The following is an 18,875-nucleotide window of genomic DNA, read 5'->3' as shown; positions in this document are numbered from 1 at the left end:
AGGTACAAGGAGCTTCTAAATGCGACGATTTTCAATCAAGGCAATGCTGACGGCGATGGCACTGGTGCTGTGCCAGTTCACGGCGCACGCCGAGGACATCGACCTGTTCGTGGGGGCAACTCCCTCGAATTCGACGGACATGCCCAACGTGTTGTTCATCATCGACAACACCGCCAACTGGAACAGCGCATTCACCAATGAAATGGCGGCATTGAAGTCGGTGTTCGACGCCCTGCCGGTGAACAAGTTTCGCATCGGCATCATGTTGTTCACAGAGACGGGCGGTGGCAACAGCGGCAACGACGGCGGATACATTAGGGCCGCCATGCGGACGATGGATGCCACCAACAAGGGAAAATATTCGGCGCTGGTCGCCAGCATCGACCAGACCGCGGACAAGTCCAACGGCGGCAAGGCCGCGCTGGCGATGGAGGAGGCCTACAAGTATTTTTCCGCGGGCACCCCTTGGGCAGGTAACAACAAGAACAAGGCTGACTACACAGGCAATACAAGTGGGACCGTGGCATCGAATGCCGTCTATGCCCTTGCGGCGAACGCATTGGGAAGCAAGACCGGAACGACTTACACGAGTCCCATCGTGTCCGGAAGTTGCGGTAAGAACTACATCATTTTCGTGAGCAACGGCGCCGCACAAGACAATGCGTCGGACCTAAGCCACACTGGAAGCGCACTCACCGCAGCTGGCGGCAGCATTTCGCAGATCACGTTGAACCCCAGCGGCTCGCAGGACAACTACGCGGACGAGTGGGCCCGTTTCATGCGCACGAGCAGCTACGGCATCACGACCTACACACTGGACGTGAACAAGGTGACCACGGGCCAGGGCCCCGGCTGGACCGCATTGCTGAAGAGCATGGCCGGGGTTTCGCTGGGCAAGTACTTCGACGTGGCCAGCACGGGCAGCCAGATCCTGGATGCGCTCAATGACATCCTGTCGGAAATCCAGTCGGTGAACAGCGTGTTCGCATCGGTGAGCTTGCCAGTCAGCGTGAACACCCAGGGGCAGTACATCAACCAGGTCTACATCGGGATGTTCCGGCCGGACCAGGATGGCAACCCGCGATGGGCGGGCAACCTGAAGCAGTACAAGCTGGGCGGGGTGAACATCGAGACCCAGGACGCCGACAGCAAATCGGCCATCAACACCACGACAGGGTTCATCACGGAGTGCGCCCGAAGTTTCTGGACGCCATCCACGGTGGACACCGAATGGACATTCCGGCCGCAGGGAGGGTGTCTCACGGTAGCCAACTCCAATGCATCGAACTATCCGGACGGCAACGTCGTGGAAAAGGGCGCGCAAGCGTACAAGTTGCGAGCCAACACATCGCGCATCGTCAAAACTTGCAGCGCGACGATGTCCAGTTGCCAGGGCAGCAGTGCACTGGTCGACTTCAGCAGTGCCAACGTGACGCAAGCCCAGCTCGGGGCGGCCAGCACGACGGAGCGCGACAACATCATCAGCTGGGCCATCGGTGCCGACAACAAGGACGATGAAAACCAGGACGGCAGCGGAACGGGCAGGCGCTTGTCCATCCACGGGGACGTTGTCCACTCGAGGCCGGTTGCGGTGAATTTCGGAACGGATGCTTCGCCGGTGGTGGGTGTGTTCTATGGGGCCAACGACGGCATGCTTCGCGCGGTGAACGGCAACCGGACTGCGGCGATCGGGAGCATCCCTGCCGGTGGCGAGATGTGGGCCTTCATGCCGCCCGAGTTCTACGGATCGATCAAGCGCCTGCGGGACAACACGACCCGCATCAGCTTCCCGGGCAATAGCGCAGGCACGCCGACGCCCGCGGCGAAGAACTACGGCATGGATGGCCCGATCACGGCCTTCAAGGGAACCGTCGGCGGTTCCTCGAAAGTGATTCTGTACGGCACAATGCGCCGTGGTGGCCGGTCTATCTATGCATTCGACGTGACCGCGACGGGTACGACACCCTCCACCCCCACCTTCAAGTGGCGTATCGGTTGCCCGAATGCCGCGAACGATACCGGTTGCACGACCGACATGTCCGGCGTGGGCCAGACTTGGTCATCGCTCAAGACCATGTATGCCACGGGTTACGGCTCCGGCACGGCGCCGCTGATGATCATGGGTGGCGGCTACGACACCTGCGAGGACACTGACTCGCTGACGACGGGCGGCGCGAACCATGCGTGCACCAGCAGCACGAAAGGCAACAAGGTCTATGTGCTCGACGCGGATACAGGTGCTGTCGCCCGCGCATTCGATACGGACCGCGCCGTGGTGGCGGACTCGACACTCGTTGTCGATACCGCGGGCAAGATCCAGTATGCCTACACGGCCGACCTCGGTGGCAACGTTTATCGCATGACTTTCGGCACTGGCGGCACTGCCACGTGGACCATCACGAAGATCGCCAGCCTTGGCTGCGACACCGTGGCCTCCTGTACCGCCCCGCGCAAGTTCATGTTCGCGCCCAGTGTGGTGACGACTGACAGCAATTTCTACTACGTCATGCTGGGCTCGGGGGATCGGGAAAAGCCGCTGAACTATTACGCGTCCGCTGCCTCCGTCACGAACTACTTCTTCATGATCAAGGACAAGCCCAGCGACGCTGCCTGGAGCACGGACACCGCCAATTGCATCTCCGGCACCGCTTTCTGCAAGGCTTCCCTATATGGAATCACCGACAACACGACGCCGACGGCTGCTCAGCTGGCGACGAAGAAGGGCTGGTATCTGGCACTCCACAGCACGGAGCAGGTGGTCACGACTGCCGTGACATTGTTCGGTACAGTGAACTTCAGCACGCACCAGCCAGCGGTCGCCGGCGCCAATACCTGTGCGTCTAACTTAGGCACCACCTTGCTGTACAAAGTCAACTACCTGGATGCCGCATCGGCCAACGGGACCAACAATCGCTACGAAGACGTCGCGGGCGACGGCCTCCCGCCTTCGCCGGTCGCGGGACAAGTGACGCTGGATGACGGAACCACCGTGCCGTTCTGCATCGGGTGCAGCAAGGATTCCGCCTTGCAGGGTTCCAAGCCCGGTTCGCTCAGCTCGGTGATCCAGCCGAAGAACCGTCTCTACTGGTATATCCAGAAGTAAGACGATGCCGCAGTACCCATCGCTCGATCACACGCCCGTGCGCCCGGCGCGGGTGCGCGGCTTCACGCTGATCGAGCTGATGGTCGCGATGGCCATCATCGCGATCCTCGCGGCATTCGCCGGCCCCTCGTTCAACTCGGCCTTGCTGAGCAACAAGCTGACGAGCTATGCGAACACCTTCGTGTCCAGCGCGATGCTGGCCAGAAGCGAGGCGATCAAGCGAAACTCGGTTGTGCGTGTGTGCCGCTCTTCCAATGGAACGAGCTGCGCGACCTCAGGCACGTGGCAGCAGGGATGGATCGTCTTCAACGACGCGAACAACGACGCACTGGTGACCACCGGGGAAACCATCATTTCGGTCCAGCCTGCGTTGTCCGCGGATTACAACTTCACGGGGGGCTCCTATAACGTGGCGTTCCAGTCGACGGGTGGGTTGTCTGCCGCACTGACGCTCACGTTGTGCCGAGCATCACCTGTCGGCAACCAGGAACGCACAGTCAAGGTCAGCGCCACCGGGAGGGCGTCCGTCGACACAAGCCGCAACGGCGTGTGCCCCTGAGGTCGCCGGAAATTTTTCACAAACGTTTGGGTGAAATTTCAGAAGTGAAATAGTTCGTTCTGGCTAATCATTTAGCCATGAACAAACTCAATACCTCTCCCCGTATTTCGAGCTTCCGCGCGGCACGGTTCATGCCCCGATCCAGCATGGGCGGCTTCACGCTCATCGAACTCGCCATCGTCGTGGCCATCGCTTCGATCCTGGTGAAGGTCTCTTTGCCTCCCATGGCGTCCGTATTCAAATCCGTTCGCCTGACCTCGGCTTCGAACGCGTTCCTTTCGCATCTTCATCTTGCGCGCGCCGAGGCGATCAAGCGCAATTCCCGTGTCGTGCTGTGCAAATCCCGGGACGGGGAAAGGTGCGCGGAGGATGGCGGTTGGGAGCAAGGCTGGATCGTGTTCCACGACGCCGATGACAACGCCGTCCGCGATGCGGGCGAAGATTTGATCGAGCGGGCGAGCGCCCTGGCACGGGGAATCAAGCTCACGGGCAATGCGACGGTGGCCCGTTACGTGTCGTTCGCGGCGACGGGTGGCACGAAACTGGTGGGGGGCGGGTTCCAGGCGGGCACACTGACGGTGTGCGCGGAATCGGACGTAGCGTCGGAAGGAAGACAGATCGTGATCAACGCGGCGGGCAGGCCGCGTGTCCACAAGGCATCCCTTGCGTCCTGCCCCTGACGCCTACTTTCTCACTTCATCCACCAGCGTCTTGAATTCGTCGATGTCCTCGAAGCTGCGATAGACGCTGGCGAAGCGGACATAGGCGATCTTGTCGAGCTTCTTCAGTTCGCGCATCACGAGTTCGCCGATGCGGTTGGACGGGATTTCGCGAACGCCGAGGCTGAGGAGCTTCTCCTCGATCCGCTCGACGGCGCCGTCGATCTGGTCGGTGCTCACCGGCCGCTTGCGCAGCGCAAGGTTCATGGAGGCCAGCAGCTTGGCGCGTTCGTAGTCGATCCGCCGGCCGTCCTTCTTCACCACGGCAGGGAAGGCTACGTCGGGCCGCTCGTAGGTGGTGAACCGCTTTTCGCAGCTGGCGCACTGGCGGCGGCGGCGGATAAAGTCCCCGTCCTCCGCCACGCGGGTTTCCACCACCTGGGTGTCCGCGTTGCTGCAGAAGGGGCACTTCATGGGATCAGCGATAGACCGGCAGACGCCGGGTGAGCGCGTTCACCTTTTCCCGTACTGCAGCGATGTTGTTCGCATCGCGCGGGTTGTCCAGGACGTCGGCGACGAGGTGGGCCGTCATCCGCGCTTCTTCTTCCTTGAAGCCGCGCGTCGTCATCGCCGGCGTGCCGATGCGCACGCCGCTCGTCACCATCGGCTTTTCCGGGTCGTTGGGGATCGCGTTCTTGTTGATCGTCATGTGCGCATCGCCCAGGACCGCTTCCGCTTCCTTGCCGGTGATGCCCTTGGCGCGCAAGTCCACCAGCATCACATGGCTTTCGGTGCCGCCGCTCACGATGCGCAGTCCGCGCTCTACCAGCGTCTGCGCCACGACCCGCGCGTTCTTCACGACCTGCTGCTGGTAGGTCTTGAACTCGGGCTCGAGGGCTTCCTTGAACGCCACGGCCTTGGCCGCGATGACATGCATCAACGGGCCGCCTTGCAGTCCGGGAAAGATCGCGCTGTTGATCGCTTTCTCGTGCTCGGGCTTCATGAGGATGAACCCGCCGCGGGGCCCGCGCAAGCTCTTGTGCGTGGTGGAAGTCACCACGTCCGCATAAGGCACGGGATTCGGGTACTCGCCGGCGGCGATCAGCCCCGCGTAGTGGGCCATGTCCACCATGAAGATCGCGCCGACGTCCTTCGCCACCTTGGCGAATCGCTCGAAGTCGATGCGCAGCGAATAGGCCGAGGCGCCCGCGATGATCAGCTTGGGCCGGCTCTCGTGGGCCTTGCGCTCCATGGCGTCGTAGTCGATGGCCTCCTTGGCGTCCAGGCCGTACGAAACCACGTTGAACCACTTGCCGCTCATGTTGAGCGCCATGCCGTGCGTAAGGTGGCCGCCCTCGGCGAGGCTCATGCCCATGATCGTGTCGCCGGGCTTGAGGAAGGCGAGGAAGACGGCCTCGTTGGCCTGGGCGCCGGAATGCGGCTGCACATTGGCTGCGGCCGCGCCGAAGATCCGCTTCACGCGGTCGATCGCGAGTTGTTCGGCGACGTCGACGTTCTCGCAGCCGCCGTAATAGCGCTTGCCGGGGTAGCCCTCGGCGTACTTGTTGGTGAGTTGGGTGCCTTGCGCGGCCATCACGGCCGGGGAGGCGTAGTTTTCGCTGGCGATCAGCTCGATGTGCTCTTCCTGGCGCTTGTTTTCGGCCAGGATGGCGGCCCACAACTCGGGGTCGGTTTGCTCGACGAGGATATTTCGTTGGTACACGGCAGTCCTTTTAGACGGTGGTCCTTGTAGCGAAACAAGGGCTGCCCAGGCGAACGGCTGAACGCCGGGCGACCGGCGGTGCGCTTCCCAGTGGTTGGGCGGGTGATTCCGCGGAGTCCACGTCAGCGCGGCCCTCCGGGGGAGGCCGCGCCTATCGCCAGTCGCGCACCCGCCAAGTGTAGCGGACGCGGCGACGGCCCTCAGGACACCGTGGCGATCTTCTCCTCGAGCGCCGGAGCCGGGGGCTCGATCGGCGCGACCGTGCGGATCACGGCAGGCGGTGGCAGGGGAACGGCCCGGCCGGAGGACACGAGTTTGAGGCGCGCATGCTCGGCCATCACCTTGTCCGCATAACCACCGTCGTCGCCGAGGTTGCCCGCGCCGACGTAGAACTTGAGCCCGGCCTGCAGGCCGCCGGCGCGCTGGATACATTCCTGCAGCACCTTCACGCCCACGCGCAGGTTGGTCACCGGGTCGAATGCGGCCAGGTTGCCGCCGAAGTTCTCGTATTTGTCCTTGTGCACGCCCGTCATGACCTGCATGAGGCCTTGGGCGCCGACGTTGCTCTGCGCGAACGGATTGAAGCCCGACTCGATGGCCATCACCGCGAGGATCAGCGTGGGGTCCAGTTTTTCGCGTTTGCCGATGTCATAAGCTTCAGCAACCAGTGCGCTGAGGGGTTCCGGCGCCACACGGTACTTCTTGCTGAGCCAGTAGGCCACGGCGGCCTGCTGCTTGGGCAGGTCCTTGGGATTCGCCGCGGTGGCGCGGTCGATCGCATCCAGTTCGATGGGCATGCCCACGGCAGCGACCTGGCGCGCCTGGAGCCAGCTCATCAGCTTGGATTCGCCAGCCTGACGCAGGTCAGGTCTGGCAGTGAGGGTGATCGCACAGAACACAGTGGCAAGCCCGACGAGGGCAAAGCCGTTGTGCGTGATCTCGAAAAAGCCCTGGGCAACATCGGACGCGAAGGCCCGCAGGCCATCGGCCGTTCTTCCTAGCGCTGTCATAGCACTTCCTTTCTACGCGCGGAGCGAGGTTGCAACACCGCAGGGCGGCATCACTTCCGGAACTCCTCGTTTGGATTGGTACGCCATCGATTCGTGGGGAGTCCTGCTGGACTCGTCGCCTCGATTCGACTTAGCCGGGTTAGGCAGCGGATTCGGGTTGTCCCTAGTGCTTTTGCAGGGGACGGGCGAATTCTAGGGGCCTGCCTAATAACAAGTCAAGAATATAAAATAGAGTTTTAATTCAATATTTACATGTTGAAAAGCTAATTTACCCGTGTGCCTCTGCCATTCCCTGTCGGCCGAATGGCGCTTTCTCTGTCAGACAAGCGCTTACATCCGCAGGACTGGATCCAGCGCTGGCGCGGCTTTGGGCGCGCGGAATTGCGGACTGTATTCAAGATTGTGGGTCGCTGCTGAGGCACGATGTCAATGCAAGGCTTCCAATCACGCCTCGAACCGCCATTAAGAAAGGTGCCTTGAAAAGACCCCCTGGGTCGCCTAATTTCACGAAGCCCGATCCTTCGGGTGTCAGCCGGTAGGGCCGCTCACGCGGTAGCCCCGGCCCCACTTGGGAGCAATCCGTTGCTCCCGGCGCAACCGGGGACGTCGAAACTCCCTGGTTGCGAACCCAGGCGGCTAAAGACTTTACGTCGGCCGTCAAGCCCGGCAGGCGGTTTGGCTACCTGTCCGGGCTTTCTCTTTTGGGGTGCCCGCTTCGCCCGGATCGATTCGCGGCGAGAATAGCGGTTTGCCCGTTCCGCAACGGGTTTGCCAACGCTCCCGCAGACCGAAAATCAGTGAATCAAGCCACTCTCAAATCCACCGACACCCACGCCCTGGACACGCTGACCGGCGGCGCCTTTACCGCTCCCACTTCCGGTGAGCGCGCCGCTCGCGTGCGCGAATGGCTCGCCTCCGATCCGGCCGTGGAGCAGATGCAGGAAGTGTTCCGCGAGTTGAGCGGACGCGACAAGGGCGCGGCCAAACTGCTGCGGGAGCGCCTCGACGAAATCAAGCGGAGCCGGGGCCAGGAAGCGATCGCGGCCGAGTGGGCAGAAAAGGCCCAGGCCTTGCTCGGGCAGCCCAAGCTGAACATCGCCGATGCGATGGCGTGGCAGCGCGATGCCGCCAAGGCGGGTGCTCCCCTGAGCCGCGACCCGCTCGCGACCTTGAAGGGGCAGCTGGCTGACCGGATCAAGGGCATCGAGGACCTCCAGCACCGTGTGCAGGTGCAGCGTGAGGCCGCTGTGCTGCTGGCCCAGCGCATCGAAGTGCTCTCCACCAAGTCCTGGCGCGACGCACAGGCCGCCGCCGCGGCGCTGGGAACGGATGTGCCGGATTGGCAGGCGCAAGCCCAGTCCCTGCTGCAGGATTCGAACTGGGCGAGCGTGGATACGCGCTTTCCGCCGCTGCTGGACGCATCGCGCGCGCAGTTGCAGGCGGTGTGGGACGCATTCCAGAGTGCGCTGGCCCAGGCGCAAGCGGCTGCCCAGGACCCGGCAGCCCCGCTTCCTCCGGTGCCCGTGTGGGCCGACGAACTGCGCGTCCTCCGGGGCGTTGCCGTGGAGCCGGTCGCCAAGCCGTCGCGGCCCAAGGTCGATCCGGAGGCGCGTGCGCGCGCCAATGACGTGGTGCGGGAGGCGCTCGCCAGGCTGGAGCAGGAAATCGCCGAGGGCCATGGAAAAGCCAGCGCCGGCGCCGCGGCGGCGCTGCGAAACGCACTGAAAGAACACGGCAAGCTGGTCGACGACAAGATCGAGAACCAGGCCCACGCCGCGCTTTCCGCCGCGGGCGAACTGGAAGGCTGGCAGCGCTGGCGCGCCGACCAGCTGCGCCAGGAACTCGTCGCGAAGGCGGAGGGCCTGTTCGAGCATCCCGCGCCGGTGGAAGGCCAGGAGCCGCAGCCGCCCAAGCCGCGCTTCGGCGGCCGCAAGATGCAGGAGCAATTGCGCGCACTGCGCGACCAGTGGAAGCAGACGGACCAGGGGGGCGTGCCGAACCATGCGCTCTGGAAGCGCTTCGACGACGCCTGCAACGAGGCATACAAGGTCGTCGAGGCCTGGCTGGACAAGGTCAAGGCCGAATCCGCCGAGCACAAGGCACAGCGCGTCGCGTTGATCGACGAGGTGAAAGCCTGGGCCGCCGCGAATACGACGGCGCTGGATGGCGATTGGAAGGGCTTCAACCGGATCCTCCACCAGTTCGAGAACCGCTGGCGCGAGGCCGGGCACCTGAGCGAGAAGGCGTTCGCCGAGATGCAGTCGTCGTGGAAGGAAGCCATCCACGCCGCCTACGCGCCGCTCGAAGCCGTGCAAAAGGAAAGCCTCGAGCGACGCCACGCCATGATCGAGGATGCGAAGGCGCTCGGCGCGGCTCCCCAGTTGCGCGTGGACGCCGTACGCGCGCTGCAGCAGCGCTGGCAACAGGAAGCGCAGACCATCCCGCTCGACCGCAAGCACGAGCAGAAGCTGTGGGATGCGTTCCGCAAGCCGATCGACGAGGCCTTCAATCGCAAGGATCAGGAGCGCGAGAAGGCGGCTTCGGCGCTCAGCGACCGCGATCGCGTGGTGCTCGAGGCGTCCAAGGCGCTGGAAGCCGCGAACGCCAGCGGCGACGCGCAGAAGATCAAGACGGCGATCGCGGCGCTGGATGCAGCGCTGCGTGGCCAGGCGCAAGCGGCCGCGGCGGTGCAAGCGGCAGGCGTGCCCGAGGCAGCGGCTCCCGCCCCAGCCGGTGACGCTGAAGCAGGGGCCGACGCAACGCCGGCCGCGGCTCCCGATGACGCTGCGCAAGCGAACCCGGATGCCCCGGCGCAAGTTGCGGGCGAGCCCGCGCCGCCTCCGAAGCCGGCGCCCAAGCCGGTCAAGGCCATGCGCGGCGACGACCGCCCCGGCATGAAGAAGGCCGAGCCGATGCCGCAAGGCCGCGGCGGGAAGTTCGGCGACCGCAAGCCCGGCATGGGCGGCAGACCGGGCGACCGCGGCGCGCCGCGCGACGCCCGTGGCGATGGCCGTTTCGGTGGCGGCCGCTTTGGCGATCGCGAGGCGGCGGAAGACCGCGGACCGCGCCTGGGCGACGTCGCCTTCCGCGCCCAGCGCGAGGCGCTGGAGCACGCACAGTCAACCCTGAAAAAACTCGCTGCGCAGGCACACGGCGAGGCCTTGACCCAACTGCTGACGGCGTGGGAACAGCGCGCGGCCGACCAGGTGCCGTCCGTCCAGGAGTTGGGCAAGTCCGTGACTCCCGCAGTGCGGACGTCCTGGGTGCAGGCGATCGGCGCGAGCGCGGGTGCACTTCCGGGCGAAGCGCTGCTGCGGCTGGAGATCGCCGCCGAGTCGCCGACACCCGCGGACCAGATATCCGCCCGCCGCATGTTGCAGTTGCAGCTGCTGACTCGCCGCAACGATCCATCGCCGGCGCAAACCTGGGGACAGGACACGGCGCGTGTTTTCGCAGGCGCCTATGAAGCCGGCGCGGCACGCCGCCTGCAGGCCGTGCTCAAGGTGCTGCTGCGAGGCTGATCAACCCCGCGCGGGCTGGAAGAAGCTGTCGAAGAGCGGCACCAGCGGCGGAAATTCCTGCGCGAACCGTTCGCGGCGGACGAAATACGCTTCGCACGCCACCGCGAAGAACTCGTCGATGGCTGTCGCACCGTAAGGGTCCAGCCATGTCGGCTCTCCACTAAAGCGCTCCGCGATCGCCACCTTCTCGCGGAACGCTTCGAACTGCGCTTCGAGTGTCTCGATCCAGTGCCTGCGCGCGGCGCGAGAGGGCAGGGGAGGGCAACCATCGGCGCGTCCATCCCGCATGTCCAGCTTGTGCGCGAATTCGTGGATCACCACGTTGTAGACCGCATCGGCGGATTCGCGGGCTTCCTCCACGTCCCGCCAGCTCAGCGTCACCGGTCCCTGGTCCATCGCTTCGCCGGACAGCACTTCGTCCCAGTGATGCACGACGTGGTCTTCGTCCGTGTGCTCGCGATGGGCAACGACTTCGTCCGCATGGACGACGATGCCGACGAAGTCGTCGTACCAGTCGAGTCCCAGGTTCAGCACCGGAAGCACGGCCTGGACCGCAATCGACAGCGCCACGCGATCCGTGATGACGAACCCCCCGGCCCCGTTGAATTCCTTGCTCGCAAGAAACTCCCCGGACAGCTCCCGCAAGCGTGCGAGGTCGTGCGGCGGCCGGGAAGCGATGAAGGGGAAGCGGCCCGCCACCTCGTTCCAGAGCGCATCCGGAATGTCCACCCTTGCGCGGCGTTTGCGCAGCCAGCCGAACATCAGGACAACGCGACGCGCCGCGCTCCGGCGGTGTCGATGCGAAGGGCTTCCAGGCGCGCCGGCGTGGCAGCGGCATCCCAGTCGCTCAGCACGATGCGCCGCCACACTTCCAGCGGGTGGTCCGCCGGTTTGTGCGTGTGGCCGTGGATCAGCACCTGCGACTGCGTGGCGCGCATCCACGTCGCCGCCGCGGGGCCATCGACATCGGCGTAGTCGGTCATGGACGCCTTCGCCGCTTCGCTTTGTGCGCGGAGGTCGCGCGCGATGGCCTTGCGCTGCGGCAGCGGGCGCGCAAGGAAATCCTTCTGCCACTGCGGTGCGCGGACCTGCTCGCGGAATTTCAGGTAGTCCACATCCGCGAGGCACAGCGCATCGCCGTGCGTGAGCAGCCAGCGGGTCCCGGCGAAATCCAGTGCGGTGGGGTCGTCCAGCAAGGTCGCGTGGCAATCGCGCATGAACTGCTCCCCGACAAGGAAGTCGCGGTTGCCGTGCATGAGATACACCGCGAGCCGCTCGGACGCTTCGCGGATCACGGCGCCGCAATCGGCTTCCAGCCCCGGTTCGCGGGCGGCGTCGTCGCCGACCCACACTTCGAACAAATCCCCGAGGATGAACACCGCGTCGGCCGGCGTGGCCGCCATGTAGCGGCGCCACGCGGCAAGCGTTTGGGGCTCCGACTGCTGCAGGTGCAGGTCCGAGATGAAATCGATGGCGCGCCAGTGCGCGGGCGCCTCCAGCAGGGCGAACCCGGGAAGCGCCGCTGGCCCGACCACGGCGCTTCGCGTCAGAGCGCGACGGCTTTTTCGATCACGACGTCTTCCATCGGCACGTCGTCGTGGAAGCCCTTGCGGCCGGTCTTCACCGCCTTGATCTTGTCGACCACGTCCGTGCCGCCGACGACCTTGCCGAACACCGCGTAGCCCCAGCCCTGTGCGCTCGGCGCGGTATGGTTGAGGAACTCGTTGTCCGCGACGTTGATGAAGAATTGCGAGGACGCGGAGTGGGGCGCCTGCGTGCGCGCCATGGCCACGGTGTAGTTCTTGTTCTTCAAACCGTTGTTGGCTTCGTTCTCGATCGGCTCGTCCGTCGGCTTTTGCGACATGCCGGGCTCGAACCCGCCGCCCTGGACCATGAAGCCTGGGATCACGCGGTGGAAGATCGTGCGGTCGTAGTGGCCCTTTTTCACGTACGACAGGAAGTTCGCGGTGGACTTGGGCGCCTTGTCGGCATCCAGCTCGAGGGTGATGACGCCGTAATTGGCGATGTGAAGTTCGACTTTCGGATTGCTCATGGGATGCTCCTTGCCTGTTACTTGACCAGCGTGGCCGATGTGATGACGACCGGCGTGCGCGGCACGTCGGACTGGAAGGGACCGGCCGCGCCCGTGGGCATGGCCTTGATCTTGTTGACCACGTTCATGCCGCTCACGACCTTGCCGAAGACGGTGTAGCCGAAGAGCTGTGGGGCATTGACGAGGCGCGAACGGGGCTCGTTCTCGTAGACGCGGCCGCGGTATTCGAATCGCGGCACCGGGTCGCCGGGCGGGATCACCACCGGGTCCAGGTTGGGGTTGTCCTTCACGTTGATGAAGAACTGCGCCGTCGCGGAGTGCGGATCGTTCGTGCGCGCCATCGCGATGGTGCCGGTGACGTTGCGGGGGCCGCCCTTGGCCAGCGCTTCCTGGCCTTCGTGCTGGACGGGCGGGCGCGTGGGTTTTTCCACATAGCTCGCATTGAAGCCGCCGCCCTGGATCATGAAGTTGTCGATCACGCGGTGGAAGATCGTGCCGTCGTAATGCTTGTCCTTCACGTACTGCAGGAAGTTCTCGACGGTCTTCGGGGCCTTGTCGGGGTAGACCTCGACGACGATGTCGCCCGCGGTGGTGGCGAACTTCACGCGGGGCGCGTCCTGCGCGGCTGCCGCCGATAGCGCCGTGGCCAGGCTCGAAGCCACGGCGAGGGCCGCGAGGCGGCGCGTCATTGTTGCCATGTACCAGTCACTCCTTGAAAAAATACCGGTTGCGGAAAAAATGGGTGTCACTGCGCCGGCCGGGCGGGCATGAACATCTCGCGGATCAGCGCGAGCTTGGGCGCCACGCTCCTGTTGGCGGGCGCGAGCTGCTGCGCGCGCGCGTAGGAACGCCCCGCGAGACGCGCATAGACGTCCCCCAGGTTTTCATGTGCCGTGGCATACGACGGGTTGCTGCGCAGGGCGGTTTCCAGGGCCGTGCGCGCCTTGTCGAAGTCGCTTTGCGCGGCATACAGCACGGCGAGGTTGTTGTAGGGCTCCGGCAGCTCCGGATACTCTTCGGTCAGGGCCGTGTAGGTGGCGATGGCCTCCGCGGTGCGGCCGGCTTCCGCCTGCATGACGCCCTTGAGGAAGCGCATCTGCGGATCGCGCGGCTTGGCCGCGAGGTACTGGTCCGCGCGCGCCATCGCCTCGGCCGGCTTGCCGGAGCGCATGAGCTGGGTCACGTCCGCGTAGTCGTCCGCGCGTGCCGTCAGGGGCGCCGCCCATGCGGCGGCGAACGCTGCCAGGCACAGCACGCGGGGGAGGATGGAGGAGCTACGCATCATCGAATTGCCGGCCGGGATCGCGTGTGACAAGCCTCGGCGGAGAGCTATATACTGCGTTCGATTGTAGCCGCCGACCCCGTGCGCGGGCTCCCGGCAGAGGCAAGACACACAACACGAAGAGCGTCGCCACAAGCAGCGCCAAAGCGGACCGGTACTCCCAACTCATGAGCCTGCGCATCCACAACACGCTCTCGCGTGCCCTGGAAGATTTCACCCCGATCGAACCGGGCCATGTGCGCATGTACCTGTGCGGCATCACGGTCTACGACGATTGCCACGTGGGCCATGCGCGCTGCAACATCGCGTTCGATGTCGTGCAGCGCTGGCTGAAGGCCAGCGGTTACAACGTCACCTTCGTGCGCAACATCACCGACATCGAGGACAAGATCATCCGCCGCGCGGTGGAGAACGGCGAGACGGTGCGCGCTCTGACCGATCGCATGATCGTGGAGATGTACCGCGACTTCGACGCGCTCGGCATCGAGCGGCCGACGCACGATCCGCGCGCGACGGACTATGTTCCGCAGATGCTCGACATCGTGAAGCTGCTCGAGGACAAGCGGCTGGCCTACCGTTCGGACAACGGCGACGTGAATTACGCCGTCCGCCGCTTCCCGGGCTACGGCAAGCTGTCGGGCAAGTCGCTGGACGAGCTGCACGCCGGCGAGCGCGTGGCCGTGCTGGAAGGCAAGGAAGACCCGCTCGACTTCGTGCTGTGGAAGTCCGCCAAGCCCACCGAGCCCGGCGACGCGAAGTGGGACAGCGCGTACGGCAAGGGCCGCCCGGGTTGGCACATCGAGTGCTCGGCCATGGCCTGCGCGCTGCTCGGGCGCACCTTCGACATCCACGCCGGCGGCGCGGACCTGCAGTTTCCGCATCACGAGAACGAGATCGCGCAGAGCGAGGGCGCCTTCGGCCAGCCGCTTGCGAACCTGTGGATGCACAACGGATTCCTGAACATCGACAACGAGAAGATGTCGAAGTCGCTGGGCAACTTCTTCACCATCCGCGAGGTGCTGGAGAAATTCGACGCGCAGACGCTGCGGTTCTTCATGGTCCGCACGCACTACCGCAGCCCGATCAACTACAGCGATGTGCACCTGGAAGATGCGCGCAGCGGATTGCGCCGCCTCTATACCGCGCTCGACCACGTCTCTCCCGCGCAGGTGTCGATCGACTGGACACAGCCGCACGCCGCGCGTTTCAAGGCCGCGATGGACAACGACTTCGCGACGCCGGAGGCGATGGCGGTGTTGTTCGACCTGGCGGCGGAAGTCAATCGCGGCAAATCGCCCGAAGCGGCCGGTCTTCTGAAGGCGCTGGGCGGCTGCCTCGGGATCCTTCAGGGCGACCCGAAGGCATTCCTGCAGGCGGGCTCGCAACTGGACGAAGCGACGATCGCGGCGCTGATCGATGAACGCAACGCGGCCAAGAAGGCGCGCGACTTCGCACGCGCCGACGCCATCCGGGACGACTTGTTCGCCAAAGGCGTGGTGCTGAAAGATTCGGCCGCCGGCACGACCTGGGAGGCCGCGCCTTGAGCGACCAGCCCGTGCTCGCCACACCCGATTACTGGGAAGAGGCCTGCCGCCATCTCTCGCGCAAGGACCGCGTGCTCAAGCGCCTGATCCCGCAGTTCGGCGACGCGTGCCTGCAGTCGCGCGGAGACGCCTTCACGACGCTCGCCCGCAGCATCGTGGGCCAGCAGATTTCCGTGAAGGCCGCACAGACGGTGTGGGACCGCTTCGCCAAGTTGCCGCGCCGCATGAACCCGGCCAGCGTGCTCAAGCTGAAAGTCGACGACATGCAGGCCGCGGGCTTGTCGGCCCGCAAGATCGAGTACCTCGTCGACCTGGCGCTGCACTTCGACTCGGGCGCCATCCACGTGGACGCCTGGAAGACCATGGGCGACGAGGAAATCATCGCCGAACTCATCGGTATCCGCGGCATCGGCCGCTGGACCGCCGAGATGTTCCTCATCTTCCACCTGATGCGGCCGAACGTGCTTCCGCTGGACGACATCGGCCTCATCAACGGCATCAGCCGCAACTATTTTTCGGGGGAGGCGGTGAGCCGCAGCGACGCGCGGGAAGTGGCCGCCGCCTGGGAGCCTTACCGCAGCGTCGCCACTTGGTATATTTGGCGCTCGCTGGACCCGTTACCGGTCGAATATTGACGGGTTCATGCCCAGAACAGGCAAGGAGCACACCTTGGCAAAGAAGACATTCCTCGATTTCGAGCAGCCGATCGCGGAGCTCGAAGGCAAGATCGAAGAGCTGCGCTACGTGCAGACTGAATCCGCCGTCGACATCTCCGAGGAGATCGACCAGCTCTCCAAGAAGAGCCAGCAGCTCACGAAAGACATCTACAGCGACCTGACGCCGTGGCAGATCACCAAGATCGCCCGGCATCCGGAGCGCCCCTACACGCTCGACTACATCAATGAAATCTTCACGGATTTCATCGAATTGCACGGCGACAGGCATTTCTCGGACGATCTCTCGATCATCGGCGGCCTCGCGCGATTCAACGGCAACGCCTGCATGGTGCTGGGCCAGCAGAAGGGCCGCGACACGAAGGAGCGGGGCCTGCGCAATTTCGGCATGAGCCGGCCGGAGGGGTATCGCAAGGCGCTTCGCCTGATGAAGACGGCAGAAAAATTCAAGCTGCCCGTCTTCACCTTCGTCGACACGCCGGGCGCTTATCCCGGCATCGACGCCGAGGAGCGCGGGCAGTCCGAGGCGATCGGCCGCAACATCTTCGAGATGGCGCAGCTGGAAGTGCCCATCATCACCACGGTGATCGGGGAGGGCGGCTCCGGTGGTGCGCTGGCGATTTCCGTGGCCGACCAGGTGCTGATGCTGCAGTACTCGATCTATTCCGTGATCAGCCCGGAAGGTTGCGCGTCCATCCTCTGGAAAACCTCGGAGAAGGCGCAGGACGCAGCGGATGCGATGGGCATCACCGCGCACCGCTTGAAGGCGCTGGGGCTGGTGGACAAGATCGTGAACGAGCCCGTGGGCGGCGCGCATCGCGACCACAAGCAGATGGCGGCCTTCCTCAAGCGCGCGCTGAACGACGCATGGCGCCAGCTGGCAGACCTGAAAGTCCGCGAACTGCTGGACCGCCGCTACGAGCGCCTGCAAAGCTACGGGCGCTTCAACGACACGAAGGCCGACGCCCGCTAGGCTTCAGTCGTATTTGTAGGCCAGCTCGGTCTCGATCGTCAGCACTTCGTCGACCGGCTGGAATTTCCAGTTCGACACGGCGTCCACCGAGACGCGATTGAGCGACCGGTTGGTGCTGGAGACGACTTTCACGTTGCCGGTCGATCCATCGGGATTCAACTCGAAGAGCACGCGGACCACCCCGGACGGCTTCTCGCGCAGCAAGGCGGGAGGCAGCTTCGGGTCATCCGTTCGCACCGGGATCACCTCGCGCCGCACCACGGCCGCGATCGGCTCGGCCTTCGGGGCGATTGAGGCGACGGGGACGGGGTCGGGAACTGGAGCGGGCGCCACCACGGGAGCGGCTGCCGCGGGTGCCGCCGCCGCTGCGGGCGCGGGCCTGGCGCTCGCGGTCTGCTCCGGCGGCGAGGGCTTCTTCGCTTCCGCAGGCGCGGCAACCGGGGCCGGCGCAGGCTTGGCGCGGGTGGGCGCGTTGGCGTTCTGCAGGATGAAGCGGTACGGGCTGTTCGCCTGGCGCTGTGCGGCTTCGCTGGGGGCGGCACCGCCGGCCGCAGCCGCTGCGGACGTCTGCGCGAAGGCGGCTTGCGTCATCCCTGCTGTCAATGTGATGGCCAAAACCAGTCCTGGGGTCAGGACGCTGGCGCTGCCGGCCTTGTGGGCCTGGGCGCCGATTCGTTCCGTGTGCATGCGTTACCTCTTGATACGCGTGTGATTCTATGGGTGGCGGTGCCGTGGTCTTGTTGGGGTAACCGTGTACTTCCGACCGGTGTTACACAGCGTCCGATAATCGGCGAATGCACCTAGCAGGATCGATGCCCGCGCTGCCCGCGGCCGTGGCGTTCAGCGGCGGCGCGGACTCCACCGCGCTGCTGGTGCAGTGCGTGCGGGCGTGGCCCGGACAGGTCCACGCCATCCACGTCCATCACGGCTTGCAGGCCGCCGCGGACGGATTCGTGCGGCACTGTGAACGGATGTGCGCGCTCTGGGATGTGCCGCTCCACGTCGAGCACGTCGATGCGCGGCATGCGCCCGGAGAAAGCCCGGAGGACGCCGCACGCAACGCCCGGTATGCGACGCTGGCAGCCAGTGCGCGAGGTGCCGGCCTGGCATCGGTGCTCCTGGCGCAGCACGCGGACGACCAGGTAGAGACCATCCTCCTTGCCCTGAGCCGCGGGGCCGGCCTTCCGGGGTTGGCGGCGATGCCGCGCAGCTTCGAGCGGCACGGCATGCGCTTCGAGCGGCCGTTGCTGGACGTGCACGCGCAGGAGATTCGCGACTGGCTGCGAAGCGAGGGCATCGACTACGTCGAGGACCCCACCAACACGGACACCGCCTTCACGCGCAACCGCATCAGGCGGGACCTGTTGCCCGCGCTTGCAACCGCCTTTCCACAGTTCCGGGAAACCTTCGCGCGATCCGCGCGGCATGCGGCGCAGGCCAACGGGTTGCTCACTGCCTTGGCGCAAGAGGACCTCGCGCGTGCAGGCAGCCCGCCGGCGATCGATGCCCTGCGTTCCCTGGCGCGAGCCCGGCAGGCCAACCTGCTGCGCCATTGGCTGCGCCAGTCGCACGGCGCGGCCCCCAGCACCGCGCAGCTCGAGGAACTGCTCGACCAGGTCGAGGCCTGTTCGACGCGCGGGCATGCGATCCGCATCAAGGTCGCGAAGGGCTTCGTCGAGCGTACCGGCGCACACCTGAGCTTCACGGCGCCTCCGGTCGCCTAGGTATAATCCCGAGGCTTTCCACGGCGCATGGCGCCGCTGCGGCGGCCCTC

General features: G+C 65.2%; 17 protein-coding genes and 1 riboswitch. Of the genes, 8 read left to right on the top strand and 9 right to left on the bottom strand.

Annotated elements, in window-relative coordinates; all coding sequences use genetic code 11:
* Positions 1 to 19 precede the first annotated feature (19 nt).
* The 3 genes from I5803_RS05725 to I5803_RS05715 all read left to right on the top strand — a co-directional run bounded on the left by I5803_RS05725 (position 20) and on the right by I5803_RS05715 (position 4,342).
* Entirely contained in the window at positions 20 to 3,103 is a 3,084-nt protein-coding gene (locus tag I5803_RS05725) for a pilus assembly protein (protein ID WP_196985426.1), read from the top strand.
* Between the two features lie 4 nt (positions 3,104 to 3,107).
* Positions 3,108 to 3,662, top strand: coding sequence for a GspH/FimT family pseudopilin (locus I5803_RS05720; RefSeq protein ID WP_196985425.1), 555 nt, complete (start codon positions 3,108 to 3,110; stop codon positions 3,660 to 3,662).
* A 77-nt stretch (positions 3,663 to 3,739) separates the two neighbouring features.
* Positions 3,740 to 4,342, top strand: a complete 603-nt coding sequence (locus tag I5803_RS05715) for a GspH/FimT family pseudopilin (RefSeq protein ID WP_196985424.1) — start codon at positions 3,740 to 3,742, stop codon at positions 4,340 to 4,342.
* Between the two features lie 3 nt (positions 4,343 to 4,345).
* Here I5803_RS05715 and nrdR read toward each other — a convergent pair whose 3' ends face one another.
* The 3 genes from nrdR to I5803_RS05700 form a co-directional block, all read right to left on the bottom strand.
* Positions 4,346 to 4,795 (bottom strand): transcriptional regulator NrdR, encoded by a 450-nt coding sequence (gene nrdR, locus I5803_RS05710; RefSeq protein ID WP_196985423.1) that lies wholly within the window; start codon positions 4,793 to 4,795, stop codon positions 4,346 to 4,348.
* Between the two features lie 4 nt (positions 4,796 to 4,799).
* Positions 4,800 to 6,044 carry a serine hydroxymethyltransferase gene (gene glyA / locus I5803_RS05705; protein ID WP_196985422.1) on the bottom strand — a complete coding sequence of 415 codons (1,245 nt, stop codon included), beginning with the start codon at positions 6,042 to 6,044 and terminating at the stop codon, positions 4,800 to 4,802.
* Between the two features lie 36 nt (positions 6,045 to 6,080).
* Positions 6,081 to 6,219, bottom strand: a riboswitch (ZMP/ZTP riboswitch).
* A 25-nt stretch (positions 6,220 to 6,244) separates the two neighbouring features.
* Positions 6,245 to 7,054, bottom strand: coding sequence for a lytic transglycosylase domain-containing protein (locus I5803_RS05700; protein WP_196985421.1), 810 nt, complete (start codon positions 7,052 to 7,054; stop codon positions 6,245 to 6,247).
* A 797-nt stretch (positions 7,055 to 7,851) separates the two neighbouring features.
* Here I5803_RS05700 and I5803_RS05695 point away from each other — a divergent pair.
* Positions 7,852 to 10,575 (top strand): DUF349 domain-containing protein, encoded by a 2,724-nt coding sequence (locus I5803_RS05695; RefSeq protein WP_354001626.1) that lies wholly within the window; start codon positions 7,852 to 7,854, stop codon positions 10,573 to 10,575.
* Here I5803_RS05695 and I5803_RS05690 read toward each other — a convergent pair whose 3' ends face one another.
* The 5 genes from I5803_RS05690 to I5803_RS05670 are packed head-to-tail and all read right to left on the bottom strand — an operon-like array spanning position 10,576 to position 13,913.
* Positions 10,576 to 11,337, bottom strand: coding sequence for a M90 family metallopeptidase (locus I5803_RS05690; RefSeq protein ID WP_196985420.1), 762 nt, complete (start codon positions 11,335 to 11,337; stop codon positions 10,576 to 10,578).
* Entirely contained in the window at positions 11,337 to 12,110 is a 774-nt protein-coding gene (locus tag I5803_RS05685) for a UDP-2,3-diacylglucosamine diphosphatase (protein ID WP_354001625.1), read from the bottom strand. The genes I5803_RS05690 and I5803_RS05685 overlap by 1 nt, the downstream gene beginning before the upstream one ends.
* 11 nt (positions 12,111 to 12,121) lie before the next feature.
* Positions 12,122 to 12,628, bottom strand: a complete 507-nt coding sequence (locus tag I5803_RS05680) for a peptidylprolyl isomerase (RefSeq protein WP_196985419.1) — start codon at positions 12,626 to 12,628, stop codon at positions 12,122 to 12,124.
* A gap of 17 nt (positions 12,629 to 12,645) precedes the next feature.
* Positions 12,646 to 13,326: a peptidylprolyl isomerase gene (locus tag I5803_RS05675; protein ID WP_196985418.1), complete on the bottom strand. Its 681-nt coding sequence runs from the start codon at positions 13,324 to 13,326 to the stop codon at positions 12,646 to 12,648.
* A 47-nt stretch (positions 13,327 to 13,373) separates the two neighbouring features.
* The gene (locus I5803_RS05670) at positions 13,374 to 13,913 is read right to left on the bottom strand and encodes a tetratricopeptide repeat protein (protein WP_196985417.1); all 540 of its coding nucleotides are present in this window, start codon (positions 13,911 to 13,913) and stop codon (positions 13,374 to 13,376) included.
* Between the two features lie 164 nt (positions 13,914 to 14,077).
* Between I5803_RS05670 and cysS the strand changes: the two genes are divergently transcribed.
* The 3 genes from cysS to I5803_RS05655 are packed head-to-tail and all read left to right on the top strand — an operon-like array spanning position 14,078 to position 17,101.
* Positions 14,078 to 15,454, top strand: a complete 1,377-nt coding sequence (gene cysS / locus I5803_RS05665) for a cysteine--tRNA ligase (RefSeq protein ID WP_196985416.1) — start codon at positions 14,078 to 14,080, stop codon at positions 15,452 to 15,454.
* Positions 15,451 to 16,089 (top strand): DNA-3-methyladenine glycosylase family protein, encoded by a 639-nt coding sequence (locus I5803_RS05660; RefSeq protein WP_196985415.1) that lies wholly within the window; start codon positions 15,451 to 15,453, stop codon positions 16,087 to 16,089. Before cysS ends, I5803_RS05660 begins: the two co-directional genes overlap by 4 nt.
* A gap of 34 nt (positions 16,090 to 16,123) precedes the next feature.
* Positions 16,124 to 17,101, top strand: a complete 978-nt coding sequence (locus I5803_RS05655) for an acetyl-CoA carboxylase carboxyltransferase subunit alpha (RefSeq protein ID WP_196985414.1) — start codon at positions 16,124 to 16,126, stop codon at positions 17,099 to 17,101.
* Positions 17,102 to 17,104: 3 nt separating this feature from the next.
* Here the strand turns inward: I5803_RS05655 and I5803_RS05650 are convergent, their stop codons facing one another.
* The gene (locus tag I5803_RS05650; protein WP_231402342.1) at positions 17,105 to 17,692 is read right to left on the bottom strand and encodes an energy transducer TonB; all 588 of its coding nucleotides are present in this window, start codon (positions 17,690 to 17,692) and stop codon (positions 17,105 to 17,107) included.
* 203 nt (positions 17,693 to 17,895) lie between these two features.
* On the opposite strand from I5803_RS05650, the gene tilS reads away from it, so the two are divergent.
* Positions 17,896 to 18,825, top strand: a complete 930-nt coding sequence (tilS, locus tag I5803_RS05645) for a tRNA lysidine(34) synthetase TilS (protein ID WP_196985412.1) — start codon at positions 17,896 to 17,898, stop codon at positions 18,823 to 18,825.
* The last annotated feature ends 50 nt before the right edge of the window (positions 18,826 to 18,875 follow it).

The sequence above is a fragment of the Caenimonas aquaedulcis genome (assembly GCF_015831345.1).
In the GTDB taxonomy this organism is placed as follows: Bacteria; Pseudomonadota; Gammaproteobacteria; order Burkholderiales; family Burkholderiaceae_C; genus Ramlibacter; species Ramlibacter aquaedulcis.
The sequence above is the reverse complement of the archived record's forward strand: the minus strand, read 5'-3'. Positions and strand labels throughout refer to the sequence as shown.